General features: G+C 48.0%; 15 protein-coding genes. 6 read left to right on the top strand and 9 right to left on the bottom strand.

From position 1 onward, the window contains the following. Nucleotides 1–3: 3 nt before the first annotated feature. The gene (locus ACYVR3_RS12720; RefSeq protein WP_461244569.1) at nt 4–513 is read right to left on the bottom strand and encodes a YbhB/YbcL family Raf kinase inhibitor-like protein; all 510 of its coding nucleotides are present in this window, start codon (nt 511–513) and stop codon (nt 4–6) included. 170 nt (nt 514–683) lie between these two features. On the opposite strand from ACYVR3_RS12720, the gene ACYVR3_RS12715 reads away from it, so the two are divergent. From ACYVR3_RS12715 to ACYVR3_RS12705, 3 genes are all read left to right on the top strand, one after another. Next, nucleotides 684–1,991, top strand: coding sequence for an RNA-guided endonuclease TnpB family protein (locus ACYVR3_RS12715; protein WP_461244557.1), 1,308 nt, complete (start codon nt 684–686; stop codon nt 1,989–1,991). A 357-nt stretch (nt 1,992–2,348) separates the two neighbouring features. Next, nucleotides 2,349–3,512 carry an ArgE/DapE family deacylase gene (locus ACYVR3_RS12710; protein WP_461244556.1) on the top strand — a complete coding sequence of 388 codons (1,164 nt, stop codon included), beginning with the start codon at nt 2,349–2,351 and terminating at the stop codon, nt 3,510–3,512. A 125-nt stretch (nt 3,513–3,637) separates the two neighbouring features. Beyond that, nucleotides 3,638–4,522, top strand: coding sequence for a DMT family transporter (locus tag ACYVR3_RS12705; RefSeq protein WP_461244555.1), 885 nt, complete (start codon nt 3,638–3,640; stop codon nt 4,520–4,522). Between the two features lie 56 nt (nt 4,523–4,578). Here ACYVR3_RS12705 and ACYVR3_RS12700 read toward each other — a convergent pair whose 3' ends face one another. The 3 genes from ACYVR3_RS12700 to ACYVR3_RS12690 all read right to left on the bottom strand — a co-directional run bounded on the left by ACYVR3_RS12700 (nt 4,579) and on the right by ACYVR3_RS12690 (nt 7,176). Continuing rightward, on the bottom strand, nt 4,579–5,412 hold the full coding sequence (locus ACYVR3_RS12700) for a zinc ribbon domain-containing protein (protein ID WP_461244554.1): 834 nt from the start codon (nt 5,410–5,412) through the stop codon (nt 4,579–4,581). A 382-nt stretch (nt 5,413–5,794) separates the two neighbouring features. Beyond that, a complete protein-coding gene (locus ACYVR3_RS12695; RefSeq protein WP_461244553.1) occupies nt 5,795–6,520 on the bottom strand; it encodes a hypothetical protein in 726 nt (241 codons plus the stop codon). 197 nt (nt 6,521–6,717) lie between these two features. Beyond that, on the bottom strand, nt 6,718–7,176 hold the full coding sequence (locus ACYVR3_RS12690; protein ID WP_461244552.1) for a MarR family winged helix-turn-helix transcriptional regulator: 459 nt from the start codon (nt 7,174–7,176) through the stop codon (nt 6,718–6,720). 161 nt (nt 7,177–7,337) lie between these two features. Here ACYVR3_RS12690 and ACYVR3_RS12685 point away from each other — a divergent pair, with 161 nt between their 5' ends. Next, the gene (locus ACYVR3_RS12685) at nt 7,338–7,904 is read left to right on the top strand and encodes a LysE family transporter (RefSeq protein ID WP_461244551.1); all 567 of its coding nucleotides are present in this window, start codon (nt 7,338–7,340) and stop codon (nt 7,902–7,904) included. 618 nt (nt 7,905–8,522) lie between these two features. Here ACYVR3_RS12685 and ACYVR3_RS12680 read toward each other — a convergent pair. Both ACYVR3_RS12680 and ACYVR3_RS12675 read right to left on the bottom strand, forming a co-directional pair. Further along, complete coding sequence (locus tag ACYVR3_RS12680) at nt 8,523–10,193, bottom strand: glycoside hydrolase family 13 protein (RefSeq protein WP_461244550.1); 1,671 nt, start codon at nt 10,191–10,193, stop codon at nt 8,523–8,525. A gap of 43 nt (nt 10,194–10,236) precedes the next feature. Then, a complete protein-coding gene (locus tag ACYVR3_RS12675; protein WP_461244549.1) occupies nt 10,237–11,610 on the bottom strand; it encodes an SLC45 family MFS transporter in 1,374 nt (457 codons plus the stop codon). Nucleotides 11,611–11,790: 180 nt separating this feature from the next. Between ACYVR3_RS12675 and ACYVR3_RS12670 the strand changes: the two genes are divergently transcribed. Further along, nucleotides 11,791–12,771, top strand: coding sequence for a LacI family DNA-binding transcriptional regulator (locus ACYVR3_RS12670; protein WP_461244548.1), 981 nt, complete (start codon nt 11,791–11,793; stop codon nt 12,769–12,771). Between the two features lie 24 nt (nt 12,772–12,795). Next, the gene (locus ACYVR3_RS12665) at nt 12,796–13,659 is read left to right on the top strand and encodes an aldo/keto reductase (RefSeq protein WP_461244547.1); all 864 of its coding nucleotides are present in this window, start codon (nt 12,796–12,798) and stop codon (nt 13,657–13,659) included. 329 nt (nt 13,660–13,988) lie between these two features. Here the strand turns inward: ACYVR3_RS12665 and ACYVR3_RS12660 are convergent, their stop codons facing one another. From ACYVR3_RS12660 to ACYVR3_RS12650, 3 genes are all read right to left on the bottom strand, one after another. Continuing rightward, nucleotides 13,989–14,189: a hypothetical protein gene (locus tag ACYVR3_RS12660; protein WP_461244546.1), complete on the bottom strand. Its 201-nt coding sequence runs from the start codon at nt 14,187–14,189 to the stop codon at nt 13,989–13,991. A 45-nt stretch (nt 14,190–14,234) separates the two neighbouring features. Next, on the bottom strand, nt 14,235–14,624 hold the full coding sequence (locus tag ACYVR3_RS12655; protein ID WP_054737222.1) for a hypothetical protein: 390 nt from the start codon (nt 14,622–14,624) through the stop codon (nt 14,235–14,237). 151 nt (nt 14,625–14,775) lie between these two features. Next, complete coding sequence (locus ACYVR3_RS12650; RefSeq protein ID WP_461244545.1) at nt 14,776–15,498, bottom strand: glycosyltransferase family protein; 723 nt, start codon at nt 15,496–15,498, stop codon at nt 14,776–14,778. Nucleotides 15,499–15,967 lie beyond the last annotated feature (469 nt).

Raw genomic sequence — 15,967 nt, 5'->3', positions numbered from 1 at the left:
GAACTAAGCGCGGCCCATAACAACTTGCGTGGCTTCGGCCAAAATATGACCGTCCATGGCATCCATGAGTTGGTTGAGCCAAAAGCCATCCGTTAGCGGCAACTTCGTATCCAGCGCGTACACGGTGATCGTGTAGCGGTGATCTTGGTCGGGTGGTAGTGGACCAGTATAACGTTCCGTTACGAGTGGGTTGGTTCCGCCAACCAAGGCACCGGCGTTGGAATTCTTACCAAATGTCATAGTGACCGCGCCACTTTGACTGGCGTTTTCAGGTAGTTCAGTTAACGTTCCGGGAAGATTGGCCGCTACCCAGTGGATCCAAGTGAAGCCGCCTACCGGAATCGCATCGTGGTCGATCATCGTGACGGCGAAAGTGGCGGTGTTGGCTGGCACTTCGCTAAACTGAATTGGAAATGACCGAACGGGATTGCCGCCCATTTTTTGGTCATCGGGCGCAAACTTCCCGTAGATGTCGGGGAGAAAACCGTTGTCGGTTGGGACGTTAATTTTCATTAAAATATTGGGCGAGATACCCACGTTTTCAAACGTGGGAGGAAAGCCCGCCACTCCTCTTTTCTTTAAAATTGGTTGAGCATCTAAAATGGAATATACGAACTATTGTTCTCTTTGTAAAGTATGAATTTTTGGTAAACTTGATCTATCCCAATTGAGGAGGTCGACCAATGCCGAAGAAAACGGAACAATCAGTGGTAATCAAAGTAAAACTCAAACTACACCACAGCACAGACGCTGACTTACTAAACACCATGATGCAACAATATCGTAACGCCTGTAATTTTGTTTCGCAGACCTTCTTTGATGAGCACTTTCGTTCCAATATGCAGGCGTTAACTAAGCGCTTATATCACCAATTGCGGCAAGATTTCCATTTGAAATCTCAACTGGCCCAATCGGTCGTCCGCACGGTAATAGCGCATTATAAAACGGTTGAAACCCAATTAGGTAACCACCCTTACCGCTATCCAACTGGTGAAAAATTACCAAATGGCCGACCAGAACTAGTTTGGGTCCACCGTGATTGTCACTGGCTGTGGCAACCCATTAACTTTTCCCAACCGCAAGCTGATTTACAACGGGGCCGTGACTGGTCGTTCTTGAGTAATGGTGACCTATCCATCAACACGCTGGAAAAACGAATTCGGGTTACACCAGTTTGTCATGGTTTACAGGAATACTTAGCTGGCGAACCAGTCACAAGTACCAGACACGGTTTTGAACAGTATTTGGATGGCTCCTGGAAGTTCGGTACCGCTAAAGTGCTACACATTCGCGGTAAATGGTACCTGCATATTGCCATGACCAAGGACACTGATGAACTTCAATTGTCTAAGGCCCCAAAAGTCGTTGGAATCGACCGTGGGTTACGTTTCCTAGTTACCACTTATGATCACCAACAACAAACGGCCTTCGTTTCCGGTAAGCCAGTTCAGCACAAACGGGCAAAGTTTAAACGAACTCGTGAATCCCTTCAACGCAAAGACACTAAATCAGCTCGTCGTCGTTTAAAGAAAATCGGTAATCGAGAGAACCGCTGGATGACAGATGTGAATCACTGTCTATCTAAGACACTCGTTACGACGTATGGTGCGGATACCTTATTTGTGTTGGAAGACTTAACCGGCGTTAGCTTTAATCGCGACGACTTACCTAAGACACTACGAAACGATAATAGTTCTTGGGCTTTCTATCAGCTTGAAATGATGTTGACCTATAAAGCACGTCGCCAAGGGAGCCTTGTTTTAAAAGTACCCGCTAACTTTACGAGCCAACGTTGCCCTAAATGCAAAGTGATCAATAAAGAAAATCGAGATCACCAGTACCATCAGTATCAATGTACTGATTGTGGCTATCGTTCCAATGATGATCGAGTTGGGGCGATGAACATCCAAACTTTGGGGCATCAATACGTTGCCGGTAATACTAAACCAAGATTCAAAAAACCAAAACCAGCCAAAACAACAGTTGCTTAGCAAGGCTTTGCAACTAAACGGGCGCTGTCAACCGTCCGATATGATGTAGCCACTTTGGGAAGGGAGTATCAGGAAACTGATATGTTTGACCACCGCGGGAAGTTACCGCGTGAGCTACAAGCCTCTTATTTTAATAAGAGGTGTGTTGACTATGATCATCCTTTTTTGCAGACTCTTGTTCTATTATACCGCAATTATTAAGATTACAAAAAAATCTCGGTTATGAAAGCCAGTTTTTCACCAGAAACTTTAATCCAATTCGGAAATGTGGGTGACGAGGTATTTTTGCGAGAACCCTTGATTTTTAGCTAATTCGCGGGGTATGCTGGACGTAATATGTGTTAGACGGAAGGCGGAATGGATTTGGAAACGGCGCGCAAAATTTCAATTTTACAAGACCTTGTTCGGATCGAATCGGTTAACGATCATGAAGCGGCGGTGGCCAGTTATTTGGCGACCCTATTTGACCCGTATCGCGATCGCGTGACGATTGAACGGGTACCCTACGCGGCGGACCGCGATAACTTAGTGGTCACGATGGGAAATCCGGCTGGCCGGCACTTGGGTATCTCCGGTCACATGGACGTGGTTGATCCCGGTGACTTGGCGGCTTGGACTCACCATCCGTTTGGCGGTGAAGTGGTCGATGATCGGTTGTACGGCCGCGGGACGTCAGATATGAAGAGTGGTTTGGCAGCGATGGTGATCGCGATGTTGGAACTCTTGGAGGAAGACGTGGCGCTACCGGGAACGATTCGCTTACTGGCCACCGTTGGTGAGGAAACTGGCGAGTACGGTGCCGCTCAGTTGACGGATAAGGGGTATGCAGATGATTTAGACGGCCTCGTGATTGCTGAACCTAGCGGGATGGATAAGGTCACGTATACCTCACGCGGCGTTATCGACTACCACGTGGATTCGATTGGCAAATCCGCCCACAGTGCCCGTCCAGACAAGGGAATTAACGCAATCGACAACTTAATGACTTATTATAATGAAGTTAACGACTTGATTGCTCGCTTTGATCGTAAGGATCCGGTGTTAGGTGGGCTGTTACACAGTGTTGACCTGATCAGCGGTGGTGAACAGATCAACAGCATTCCCGCCAAAGCGCGGTTATCCGCTAATATGCGGACGATTCCAGCCTATCCTAATCAGATGATCTACAAGGCGTTAGAAGACCTGATTCACCGCTTAAATCAGCGACCAGGTTTCCACCTCAGCATTACGTACAGTTATCCGGAAGAGGCAGTACCGGGCCGCCCAGATGCGCCGTTAGTGCGGTTAGTTCAAAAGGTGGGGCACCGGGTAATGGGCAAACGGATCATTCCAGTTGGCTCAGGTGGCGCCAATGACGGCTCCGAGTTCTCCCGCGCCAAGGGGAACTTCATGAGCGTGGTGATCGGACCGGGCTCTGATACGGCGCATGAACCGGATGAGTATATTTCAATCACGCAGTATTTGCAGAGTGTTGAGTTCTACAAAGAATTTGCGGTGGCGTTTTTAAACGAACACAAATAAATTAAAATGTGATACGAACGGGGCAACGCGCGTTTGTATCACATTTTTGGTTGTGCTATATTGGTCGAATGGGGTTTGGCGCGGCTACGCTGAACTTAACGATGAGAAATGCAGGGGAAACGCTTATGCGAGTAACAAAAACACGCGCCAACTTGATGTTGCTGATTGCAGCCATCATCTGGGGCGCTGGCTACATCTTTTCAAAAATGGCCACTAACGCCAACATGCAAGCGGGGTTGATCAACGGGATTCGGGGGTTAATCTATGCGGGCTTGGCCTACATCTTCTTCCACAAAGCCATCAATAAGATGACCATGGTCGATTTTCGAATCGGCATGACAGCTGGTTTTATCAACTTTGTGGGCTATCAACTGCAGACGTTGGGGTTAAAGTACACAACACCAGCCAATAACGCCTTTCTGACAGCGATTTACGTGATTTTTATTCCGTTTATTGTGTGGATCTTCTTCCACCGGCGACCGGAGGGGAAGAGCTACGTGGCGATTGCGATTTGTGTCGTTGGGATGGTGTTCTTAACCAACTTGGTGAACCGCGGGTTTTCGCTACATATTGGGGATTTATTGACCATTATCTCGGCGGTCTTTTACGCCATTCAAATCGTTTACTTCGGGATGAAAACCACCAGTACGAATCCGTGGGTGCTGTCGTTCATGCTGGGGGTCACACAGGGCGGTTTTGGGATGATTTGGTCGCTGCTGTTTGAACATGCCAGTTATGGTGCAATCGATTGGCAAGCCGGCTTGTGGCCAGTGGTCGTTTTGGGGATTCTTTCCTCGTTTGGGGCGCAAACGTTGCAACTGGTTGGCCAACGGTATACCGATCCAACGCCAGCAGGGATTATCCTGATGACCGAGTCGATGTTTGGCAGCATCTTCTCCGTAGCCCTTGGGTTTGAGCCGTTTACGATGAACCTGCTGATTGGTGGGAGTTTGATTGTGATTGCGTTGTTGATGATGCAGGTGGATTTTAAGCATCGAAATGCGAGTTGAATAGAGTAATGAAACATTAAAAACGACCGTCAGTATTTGCTGACGGTCGTTTAAGTTTAGCCAGTTACGGTAACATCTTGTGCCACCATGGCTGGAACGGTGTTGGTGCCACCAGACTGGGTATCGTAATTTTCTCTGTTACCTAAAATGCCCTTAATTGAAACATAATTATCTTTAACAGCTGTTGTGGTATCTGGGTAGTAGACCATAAAAAGCTCATCTGCATAATCGTCAGTGTATACCAGTAACATCGTTGAACCATTGCTTTCGGTTGCCTGTAAAACTTGCGCGTTGGTAACGTTGTACGATGAGCCATAATAAGAATCGGATTTTAGTAATTCACCATATGACCAGTTGTTACTAGCGGCTGATGCTGAATCGTAATCGGAGGCTGAGATGCCGGCAACGGAATCTTCGGTGAAGTCACCCGAATCATCTTCATCGTCATCTTCGCTGTCATCATCGTAGTCGTACGAGTCATCTTCGTCTGAGTCATCATCGGTATCGTCATCAGTTGTATCATCAGAATCCGAATCATCACTATCACTCGTGTATTCGGTTGGCGCTGCTGTTGAATAAGACGATTCGTGGGTTTTAACGGCAATAAAGAAAAATAGGAAGAATAGTGCAATTAGGGTCCAAACTAACCGACTCTTATACCATTTCTTTTTTAAGCCTGACGCTGGTTTATCAGTTGTTTTCGAAGTTTCTTCATTCGCTGACTGCCAACCTTCGGGATAAAATACTTCAGTAGGCCGGTCATATGCTTGTTTTGGTTGTTGAACGTCCTCGTCGCTAGTCGTTGTCGGTTGTTTTGTGCCACAATACGGACAAAAGTCAGCATTTTCTGGTACAGGTTTCCCACAATGAATACAAAATCTCTTTTCCACAATAAATTCCCCTTTAGGTAATATAGATGTGTCTAGGCATGGTTATTTACTTTTAAAAAGTTATACGATTGAGTTGTAATTTTTAATGGGTGGTGGTGTTGATGGAAAGACTACAATATAGTATGAAAGCACGTTAAAATAGCGCACAACAGGATAAACGTTGTGTGTCGTTTAGAAATAATGAACAACTAAAACGTTAATCAACATGGCCATGCACTTATCGTTTAAGCTGACGATTTATTATAACAGAATAAGGGTATGCTTGAAAAGTCAATTGGTGACATCCGAACCAAACTAGGTACAGTGTGTTAAATCATGATGCTTTAAATTTATTGGTAATCAAAAAATCCCCCAACGCTCTATTGGGGGATTTTTTCTCGCACTACTTAACGAAGCTAAGGATATAGTTACCCTGCGCGTCAGTGGTGATCGTATAGGTGGTGTAACCGTTTTTCAGCCATTGCGACTTAGTTGCTTGCGCCCAACTTTTGGCATCAGCGACTGATGAGAAAGTGTGGGAGCGGCTGAATTCAGGGGAAGACGATGTGGTGCTATCGCTAGACGCATCGCCACTATTAGATTGTTTCTCGGATGTCGACCCGGAAGTGTTGTCGGTAGTATTGGCAGAACTGGCTGAGCTTTGGGTCTCTGCTTTGGATTTAGTCTCATCCAGTTTTTTCTGCTCGCTGTTCTTAATGGTTGAATCAGATTCTTGATCGATCGAACTTTGCATTGAACTGCGTTGTGAGGGTGTGATGCCCTGGTTATCGTCAGTTGAGCCGGTGGTATCTTGATCATCTTGAGAAGTCGCTGCTTCGGACGGCGTCTTGCGTGACGTACTGTTCGAATCAGTGTCAGTGTTATCATCTTCGTTCTTACTGCTGCTGTTAGCGGATTGCGCGGTGTTCGCATCATTGGTTTCAACGCTGGTTGAGCGGTTGGCCAGCCAGACACCGACGCCAATGATCAACACCAGCGTCAGGAGAAAACTGACAATCAGTTGCCGGATGCGATGTGGCTTCTTCGGCCGTTTGCGTTTCGGCGGCTGATTGTTGTCGGTGTTGAAATTGTAACGTTGCATGCGCGATTGCGGTTCTTGATTATTCACGTAAATAAACCTCCAGTATCAAGAACGGAGCGAACCTGCCAAATTTTAGTACTACCATTCATTAGGATAACTCAATTGGACTAGAATTTTAAGTGTTTTTGCTTAAAATTTTTGGGTAAAATCGGGCGCAATCAGCGGTATCGCTTGGTACATTAGGGGTTAACGCGGTTGATGATTGCACCCAACTTTTTGTTAGTTTAGAACGGTTCGGTGTTGGTTTGAGCATGGTGTCGAACTCGTGCTAAAAGCGTCTGTAGCGAGGCGAGTTCGTCCGGGGTCAACACGTCCAAATACCGTTGAGAACTCGCGGCCTCAAAGTCGAATAACTGCTGTTTCATTTGCTGACTTTTTGCGGTTGGGTAGAGCACTTTCAGCCGTGGTTGGGTGGGATGGTCACGTTTTTCTAAGTAACCATCCGCAATCAGTTTGCTAACCGCACGAAAGGCAGTGGTGCGGTCAACCCCAATCGTTGTGGCAAGTTCTTGTTGGCCGATTCCGGGCTGTTCCAGTACCCGAATCACGTAGATAAACCGGTTGTCACCTAGGTTAAATGGTCTGAGTGTTCGGTTCGCGGTTGCGTTGATCTCACGGGCGATCCAACCGATGTCGCGAAAAATTTCTTTTTCCATTTTGATATCGACGACAGTGAATGACAACTGTCGCGGCCTCCTTTGAATTTCAGGTTATACCACTAGCATAGCGTGAGTGGTACGGAACTGCAACGGTTTTGCTGAAGTGTGAAAATCGTTACTCAATGTTGCATTTACAACAAACAAATGTTATTCTATGTTGCAAATACAACGAGAAGGTGCTGCAAATGATTTCATTCTTAATGTTCAACTGGATCATGGCCATTACGCCGGGGCCAAATACGATTATGGCGCTGTCGGAAGGCCAAGTGAAAGGCTTTCGCCGGAGCTTGATTTATAACTTTGGTAGTTTTGTGGGGTTTTGGTTAGTCGGCGGTGCGGTGGCGTTATTGTCGAGCAAGTTACTTGATCAACCTGGATTGACACTGGTGATGAAACTAGTGGGGTCCGGCTACTTAGCCTATCTAGCGATACATAGTTTACGTGGCAGTCAGGCCATTGCGGCAGGAGAGGGGTTAACGCACCCGTTCACCTCGGCCCTACTCTTACAGGCAACCAACGTTAAAGTTTATCTCTACTACGTTGCAGGACTCGGCGGCTTCACCGCAGTCTTCGCCACGACCCACGGCGTTTGGCTCAAACTCCTCGTCATGGTCATGATTGGCGCCATCGGCACGCTGATCTGGTCCGTTGTTGGTCACTATCTTAAGACGTTTTATAATGCGCATGCGGCGTTGGTTAACTGGGTAGTTGCGTTGTTGCTGGTTGTCAGCATCGTTGACTTATGGCGGTGAGGCTGTCACTTGTGTCTAGCGTAAGCATGTTTAGTTTGTGAAGTTCAGTGATTCTGGTTTTGTATAGTGGAAGGATGCCGCGGGAGGCTCCGGCGCTATGCGAGGCTGGAACGCAGTGGCGGGCCTACGAGCTAGGAATGGAAGAAAATCACTTCCATGCCGGATCTCTCCGGACCCGCGTATGACTAAGGCACTCGCACCTCGAACCCCACGAGGCACGACTGCCCAAGTCATACCGACACTGCTGAGCCCCGCGCGCCTCCGCCTCCCGCTACATGGTGCGTTGTCGGCAACCACAATAGCTGACTGTCACCTTCTGAAGTTGACGAAACTGCGTGATGACATCGTTAGACGGTAATTCAATACTGTGAAAACCATTGTAATCAATGTTCAGTAACTATACTGAATCAACGTTAGTCGTTGCAATCCGTGATTAACCGTGCAGTTAAGCTCTTGAGATGTTCTACGATAGTGTCGAATTGTGCCAACGTGAGATGAAGGTAGCCGGCTACCGGAATCGACAGTTTACGCACTTCACAGACTAAACAGAAGCATGCTTACGCTGGATACAAACGACAATAAAAAAGGACCGCTAAAGCGTTAGCAGTCCAATTAAACTCAATACTGATAAACCTTAGTTTCATAAGGCCGTAACGTCTCGCCGGCGTCATCATCGTAGTTACCGACTAACACCTTAGCCTCGCTAGGGCGGTCGTAATGGCGGTTAAGTGTGTCGCTCGTGAAGTTGCTGATGACCAGCAACGTCTGGCCGTTATAGTGACGACGGTAGGCGAAGACTTCAGCGTCATCGGCATCCAAGAGTTCGAAATCACCGAACTTGATGAGGTCGCTTTGGTGACGAATGGCGATTAACTTCTGGTAGTAGTAGAAGACGGAATCGGGATCAGCTAACGCAGCCTTGGCATTGATGGTTGGGTAGTTTGGATTCAACGCGAACCATGGTTGGCCATCGGTGAAGCCGGCGTTGGCGGTGTCATCCCACTGCATTGGCGTCCGGGCGTTGTCTCGAGAAATTGGCGAGAGCCACCGCAGCATTTGGTCAGCGGAGACGGCCTTTTCCTTGTCAACGAATTGGTGGTACGCGTTCAAGGATTCGAGGTCCTCATACTGATCCAAGCTGGTGTAGTGCACGTTGGTCATGCCAAGTTCTTCGCCTTCGTAAACGTAGGGGCTGCCTTGTAGCAAATGCAGCGTGGTGCCCAGCATCTTGGCTGCCCGAACCCGGTAACGTTCATCATCAGTGGCGAAACGCGAAACGGCACGTGGTTGATCGTGGTTGTTCCAGTAGAGACTGTTCCAACCTTTGCCGTCTAGCGCAGTCTGCCAGCGACCCAGCGCTTGCTTCAGTTCGGGGAGTTTAACGGGTTGATCGTTCCACTTACCGAAGCGGGCGTCTGGGTTAGGGGACAGGGAAACGTGTTCGAATTGGAAGACCATGTTGAGTTCGCTGCCGTCCAAGTTGGTATATTGGATGGCGTCTTCTGGCGTTGAGCCTGGCATTTCGCCGACGGTCATCACGTCGTATTTAGATAACACTTCGCGATTCATTTCTTGGAGGTAGTCGTTGAGCTTTGGCCCATCAGCGACCACTGCTTGGACGTCGCCGTACTCAGCGCCTGGTGCTTGAGGGGCGTCTGGTAAGCCGTCTGGTTTCGAAATCAGGTTGATCACGTCCATCCGGAAGCCGTCAACACCCTTATCCAACCAGAAACGCATTAATGAATAAACGCTTTGACGAACGGCGGGGTTGGCCCAGTTCAAATCGGGTTGACCTGGCGCAAACAAGTGCAAGTAGTACTGGCCACGTTCAGGGACGTAGGTCCAAGTCGAACCGCTGAAGTAGGAGCCCCAGTTGTTGGGGGCGTGACCGTCAACGGGATCGCGCCAGATGTAATAATCGGCGTAGGGGTTATCCTTAGACTTCTTACTTTCTTGGAACCACTTGTGTTGGTCGGAGGTGTGGTTGACCACTAAGTCCATCAACAGTTTCATGCCCTTTTCGTGCAGACTAGCCAATAGCGCATCGAAGTCAGCCATTGAGCCATAAGCCGGTTGGATCGCTTCGTAGTCGGCAATATCATAGCCGTTATCTTTATCGGGGGATTTGTAAATTGGGCAGAGCCACAAGACATCGACACCTAGCTTTTTGAGGTAGTCTAAGCGGCTCTTGATGCCGTTTAAATCACCGATACCATCGTGATTGCTGTCCTGAAAACTGCGAGGATAAACCTGATAGATCACTGAATCTTGAAACCAACGTTTTGTCATGTGAAATAGCCTCCTGATGAATTCTAAGTTAAGTGTACCGCATTTATGATAACCGTGGGTGGATCAACCCAACGGCCACTGCCCCAAGCAACATCACGGCGCCAGCCACTAAAATCATGTGCGGCATCGATTGACCAAGCAATGGGAACAGCCAGAAACTAAAGAGCGAAGCCACGATTTGGGGCAGGCAAATACTGCAGTTGAACAGGCCCAGATAGGCGCCTTCGTTTTCACCGTGCAAGGATTCCGTAAAGATGGAGAATGGTTGTACCTGCAGGGTGAGGTAGGCGATGCCAATTAAAACGAACGGGATGATCAGCAGCAGTTGGCTGTGAATGAAGAAAATTGAAATCAGGCCAACGCCACCAGCGCCCAAGCCAACTCGGTACCACAGTTTCCGGGATGATGGGTTGGTGCGGGACAGCACCAACAAGCCCCAAGCCATGGTAGCTAGGGATTCAACACAGGTTAAAATACCGAACCAGTTACCGGCTGCTTGGTAACCAGCGGATGACGGCGTGCTGGTATGCCAAACGTTGAAGGCAATTGCGCCGGTACCGTAAGTCCAGAGGTACTGAATCGCAAACCAGACGAAGAGCTGAACGAAGGAGATTTCCCAGAAGGACTTCGGCGCGGTTTTAACGAGTTGCCACAAACTTGGTTGTGGTTTTTGAATCGTGGTGTCGATGTTGTGGTAGGCCGCGTAGGTTGCTGGATCGTATTCGTGAACCGACCAGATCGTGTAGCCGGCGGTGATCAACAGAATGGCGGCACCAATGTAGAAGGCCAGTTTGACGGTCATTGGCACTTCACCCTTGGGCGCCACGTTGGCGATCCCAATTGCGGCTAAAATGAATGGGGCGAGGGTTGCCAACACGCCACCGAAGTTAAAAAATGATTGTTGCCACGACCAAGCGAGGTCCTTTTGATCCTCGTTGACCATGTCGCCGATGATCATCTTGAAGGGCTGCATGCAGACGTTGGACGAAAGGTCCATGAATAAAATAGCAATTGCACCAAATAATAGGGCTGCAAGCGACCCGAAACCAAAGCCAAAGGAACCGGCGTTGGGTAAGAGAATCATGACTAACGCGGCAACTGGCGCGCCGATGAGTAAGTAGGGCATCCGGCGACCGAACCGGTTCCAGGTTTGGTCGGAATATTTGCCAATCAAGGGTTGAACGACCATGCCCGCTAGCGGTGGTAGGATGAAGAACCAGCCGAGCTTGTTGGGGTTAGCACCGATGGTTGAGAAGATCCGGCTCATCTGTGACGATTGGAGTGAAAAGGCCATGTTAACGCCGAAGAAGCCGAAGGTCATGGCGAAAATGGTTGATAACTTGAGTGTCGGTAAACCAGAATGGGCTGTTGGGCGGTCGGGAACCTCGTCAGCCTGACTAATGGGTTTTGCGTTCATTGGGAACGCCTCCTTAAACTTAATTGTAACCGATTACAAAACAGAGCCTAACACGTTATTTGAATTTACGCAAACGTTTACAATGGCTAGTTATCAATAACACAAACGTTTACGTAAATTAAAAGGCGAAACTATGCTAAAATAGAGACTATCAAGTATTTTGTGAAAGGAGGGTTTGTGATGACAGTCACCATTAAGGACGTTGCGGCTGAGGCCGATGTCTCGATTGCAACGGTTTCGCGCGTGCTCGCTAACAAGGCTGGGTTTTACTCTGACAAGACGGCAGCGCGGGTTCGCGAAGCTGCTGATCGACTAGGCTACCGGAAAAATACCAGTGCCGTGGAACTAGTGACCCAAAAGAGTCAGGTGATCGGCGTGATCGTGTCGAGTACCAAGACTAACTTCTCTAATCAGATCATTGAAGGCATCCAGTCAGTGGCGTTTAAGCACGATCTCAGCGTGATGATTTTATACGCTGAAGACGAAGGTGATCTGCAGACCCGGGCGTTGCGGACGTTGATCGGTCGCTCGGTGATGGGCATCTTGGTGCTAGCGGTTCAATTAACGGATGCCAATTTAGCGTTACTAGAAAATTCACGGATTCCGCACCGATACCTGTCGACCTCGTTTAAGGGCGATAAACTCGCTTTTACCGCGTCGGATGACTATCAGATCGGTTATCAGGCAACTGACTACCTGATCAAAAAGGGTCACCAGCGAATTGGGTTGGTGGCGATGGACGTGAATTCCTACATTGGTCAGCAACGGGTTGCCGGTTATCGGGATGCCATGAAGGCGGCACAGTTGACTGTGAGCGATGATTGGATCAAACCGGGGTTGTTTACGTATCAGGATGGGTTTAACGCGATGGCTGAATTCGGGCATGATCCGGAAGTGACGGCCGTGATTGGCACCAGTGATATGGCGGCGATTGGGGTGTTGAATCAAGCGCAGAACTTTGGCTTGAAGGTGCCGGAACAGTTGGCCATCATGAGTATTGATGGCACTGAACTGGTTAAAATCGTGCGGCCACAGTTGACCAGCATTACCCAGGCATTTTACGAAATGGGGCAGCGCGGGATGACCCACTTGTTGACGCCGACAACCGCGCCGGCTAGTGAGTTCATTTCGTTTAAGCTCGATGAACGAAGTAGTACATAACACAGTGAAAGGTGGATGATTGAGATGCATAATGATATTCCTCAGATTCCGTTAGCGAACGGCAACACGATTCCCCAACTTGGGTTAGGTGTGTTCCAAGTCGATAACGCCGAAGATACGAAAAATTCAATTAAGTGGGCGCTGGCAGCCGGTTACCGGCACATTGATACAGCGGCCTACTACGGTAACGAGCAGTGGGTGGGTGAAGCCATCAAGGAAAGCGGTTTGGACCGCAGTGAGCTATTTGTGACCACTAAATTGTGGAATAACGTGCGGGGTTACGATGAAACCAAGCAGGCCTTTGGCGAATCAATGGCGCGGTTAGGCCTCGATTACCTTGATTTGCTCCTGATCCACTGGCCAGCACCGGGTTACGTTGACACCTGGAAGGCTATGGAAGACCTGTACCGCGAGGGTAAGATCAAAAACATTGGCGTGTCTAACTTCGAGCAAAACCAACTCGAAGACCTGATGAGCCAAACGGAAATCAAACCCATGATCGACCAAATCGAAACCCACCCTTACTTCCAGCAGACGGCACTCCACGCCTACTTGGAAAGTCAGGGCATCCAGCATGAAGCTTGGAGTCCATTAGGTGGCGGTAAGAACAATGCCTTAGGCGACCCAGTGATTGCTAAAATCGCAGCGGCTCACAATGTGACCCCAGCACAAGCCATCCTCCGCTGGCACATTCAACGCGAAGAAGTTGTGATTCCAAAGTCAATTCACGAAGAACGCGTTGCCCAAAACCGCGACATCTTCGCTTTTGGTTTGGATGAAGACGAGATGCAGGCAATCGCAAAGCTGGACCAAGGCAAGCGGGTAGGACCGGATCCGCAGAATTTGGCTTGGTTGAAGAAGTCGATGACTTATGGGAGTAGAGCATAGAGTGCGGAACGAAACGGGTTGAGAGCGGAGCGTAAGGGGACTTCAGTGAAAGCGCTCGGGTTTTGAGTGGTTTTACTGAAGTCCCCTTACGTGCAGCTCTCAGTTTCGTGGAGCACGTTTCGGCGTGGTTGCCAGAATGTGGTTTACGTAGGCGTGGATTTATTGCTGCTAAATACCGAGAAGCGACATCCAAATAGACGTCGAAACTAACGTAATAGTAGTGCACGTCGGCACTACCGCGATATAATGGCAATCAAGTAATCCCAAACAACCAAAAAACAGGTGCCCTCAGCGAGACTCATTCCCGCTAAGGACACCTGTTTTAAGCATCATTTCATTTCCCGCAACAACCGCTTCAACCACCAAGCTAACCACAGCCCAGCACCACTAACCACTAAGGCTAAAATTTCTCTAATCAATTGGTGTTGCACAAATAAAATCACCGCCATCACGGCAACCAGTAGCGCCAGCCCTCGAATCAGGCCGGCTTTGCGCTTCAATTTGAGTAACCAGTGACGATCAGGCGACATCGGACACACCTCCAAGGTATTGGGCGGAATCGGGTGAACACGAGATTATTTGAACGGTGTTACTTGGGCATCTTTGGCCCGTTTTTCGAGTTCGGTTGTGAGTTTATTAATGATTTCCAGCGGCACCTGAACCAGTGGACTGAAGATGTTGGGGTGGTCTGGGTCAGGGACTTCAGCCGTATTTTTTCGGTCCGGCACGATGGCTTCTAAGTCGCTACGGCTCAAGTGAAGTTCGCGCGCGTAGTAGATAACCTCTTGATAGGCCACGTTTTTGAAGTAGAAGTAGTATAAAAAGCCCGCAACGGCAATGTACCAGAAGATACTCCAAGATAGGCCCACTCGAGCGGGGGTCAATAGTTTCAGGCTAACGGCAACGATGACAAAGATAATGTAAATGGCGATCGAAATCGTACGCCACTTGGTTTTGTGTGACAAGTGATCAGTCCTTTGTGTGAGTTTAAGTTGCCGGCTGGTAGCGCTGACAAGGTTAATGTTAGTCCTATTTTAGCGGAAATGGCGCAATTTGCAAATGAGATAATAGTTAATTCAGATGGTTGTTAGGCGAGTCTATTGTTGGCGATCGCGTTTACTTCAACATTGCGTGTCGAAGGGCTGCACTAAACTGTGTTAGATTAGCAGTTACTGATTGCTGATTTTTGAGGTAAGTGATGAGCTGAGTCCAGCCAATAATGGACAGCATGTAAATCATCGGAAAGGCTTGAATCAGGTATCGGGAACGACCACCTTCGAAAATGAGTAAGAATAAGAGTGTTCCTAATACCGAGAGTCGTAAGATGCGTGCAAAGAGTGAGGAATCAAACAGACTGAAAAGGGTGCCAAACATAATGCTGATCCAGACTAGTTGCGCAGCGACGAAGTAGATGCTTCGGCGACTACCTTCTTGATAAAAGAATGAGCGCACAAATGCGTGTGGGGTTAAGGCTGGTTCGGAAAATTGGTTATCATCGGACCACCCTAAAGTGCCATCACTAGTATTATGATAGTTTTTTTCGATTAAAAATTTGAGATAACCCATGACGCCAAAGTTCGTCAAACGTTTTTTGATTAACGCATAGTTAGCACGATTTTGAGTGGCAGGTGTTTGGGCGTGTTTAAGGCTATAGTCATAGTCGGCGCCGGAGAAGCGACCGCCAGATTGTGAATTCATGCCCATCAAAATAAAGTGACTTGGTTGTAACGCGCCTTTCTTATTCACGAACATGATGTGTTGCTGACTGGTATAAATTTGAGTTACGCCCATTGCTAGACCGAACGAAGCAAGAACCGTTACAGCAGAAATAAGTGTCATTCGATTTTTGATTTTTGCAGTAAGAGTGGCCTTATTAAATGGGAAAAGTAGGCTGATTAAAAGTTCAATCACGATGGCAATCGTCAAAATAATGGTGCTAGGTTTAAAACTATAGGCAAAAAAAGCGCTGAAGCCTAAAAGAACACCACTACCGATTAATTTAAGTTGTGCATTTGAAGCAGAAGCGTTCTGGGTAATTAAATTGTGTAGCGCAAAGAGTTCTAGCGCAATAAGCGGCAGAATAACGGTATCGGAATAGAAAACCATTATCCAGGGTGCTAATAGAAAACTAAACGGTATGATAGACCACCGTATTTTTCGGCTTAAATGACGTTTTAGAGTTAAAGCAACTAGAGCAACTGCAATATCGACAAAAATTAAATTAACAACATTTAACCTGAATTATTCACCAGAAACTCCAAAATCCCCATCAAACACATGATTCAAGTGCTTGATGGGGATTTTACGT

This window comes from Secundilactobacillus muriivasis (genome assembly GCF_054785195.1).
Note: the sequence above shows the minus strand (reverse complement) of the source record. Positions and strands in the feature narration are given on the sequence as shown.

Excerpts from the sequence above, each read along its gene's own strand:
- ACYVR3_RS12720 (WP_461244569.1), bottom strand. The coding sequence starts at position 513 with ATGAAAATTAACGTCCCAACCGACAACGGTTTTCTCCCCGACATCTAC.
- ACYVR3_RS12715 (WP_461244557.1), top strand. The coding sequence starts at position 684 with ATGCCGAAGAAAACGGAACAATCAGTGGTAATCAAAGTAAAACTCAAA.
- ACYVR3_RS12710 (WP_461244556.1), top strand. The coding sequence starts at position 2,349 with ATGGATTTGGAAACGGCGCGCAAAATTTCAATTTTACAAGACCTTGTT.
- ACYVR3_RS12705 (WP_461244555.1), top strand. The coding sequence starts at position 3,638 with ATGCGAGTAACAAAAACACGCGCCAACTTGATGTTGCTGATTGCAGCC.
- ACYVR3_RS12685 (WP_461244551.1), top strand. The coding sequence starts at position 7,338 with ATGATTTCATTCTTAATGTTCAACTGGATCATGGCCATTACGCCGGGG.
- ACYVR3_RS12680 (WP_461244550.1), bottom strand. The coding sequence starts at position 10,193 with ATGACAAAACGTTGGTTTCAAGATTCAGTGATCTATCAGGTTTATCCT.
- ACYVR3_RS12675 (WP_461244549.1), bottom strand. The coding sequence starts at position 11,610 with ATGAACGCAAAACCCATTAGTCAGGCTGACGAGGTTCCCGACCGCCCA.
- ACYVR3_RS12670 (WP_461244548.1), top strand. The coding sequence starts at position 11,791 with ATGACAGTCACCATTAAGGACGTTGCGGCTGAGGCCGATGTCTCGATT.
- ACYVR3_RS12665 (WP_461244547.1), top strand. The coding sequence starts at position 12,796 with ATGCATAATGATATTCCTCAGATTCCGTTAGCGAACGGCAACACGATT.
- ACYVR3_RS12660 (WP_461244546.1), bottom strand. The coding sequence starts at position 14,189 with ATGTCGCCTGATCGTCACTGGTTACTCAAATTGAAGCGCAAAGCCGGC.
- ACYVR3_RS12650 (WP_461244545.1), bottom strand. The coding sequence starts at position 15,498 with ATGACACTTATTTCTGCTGTAACGGTTCTTGCTTCGTTCGGTCTAGCA.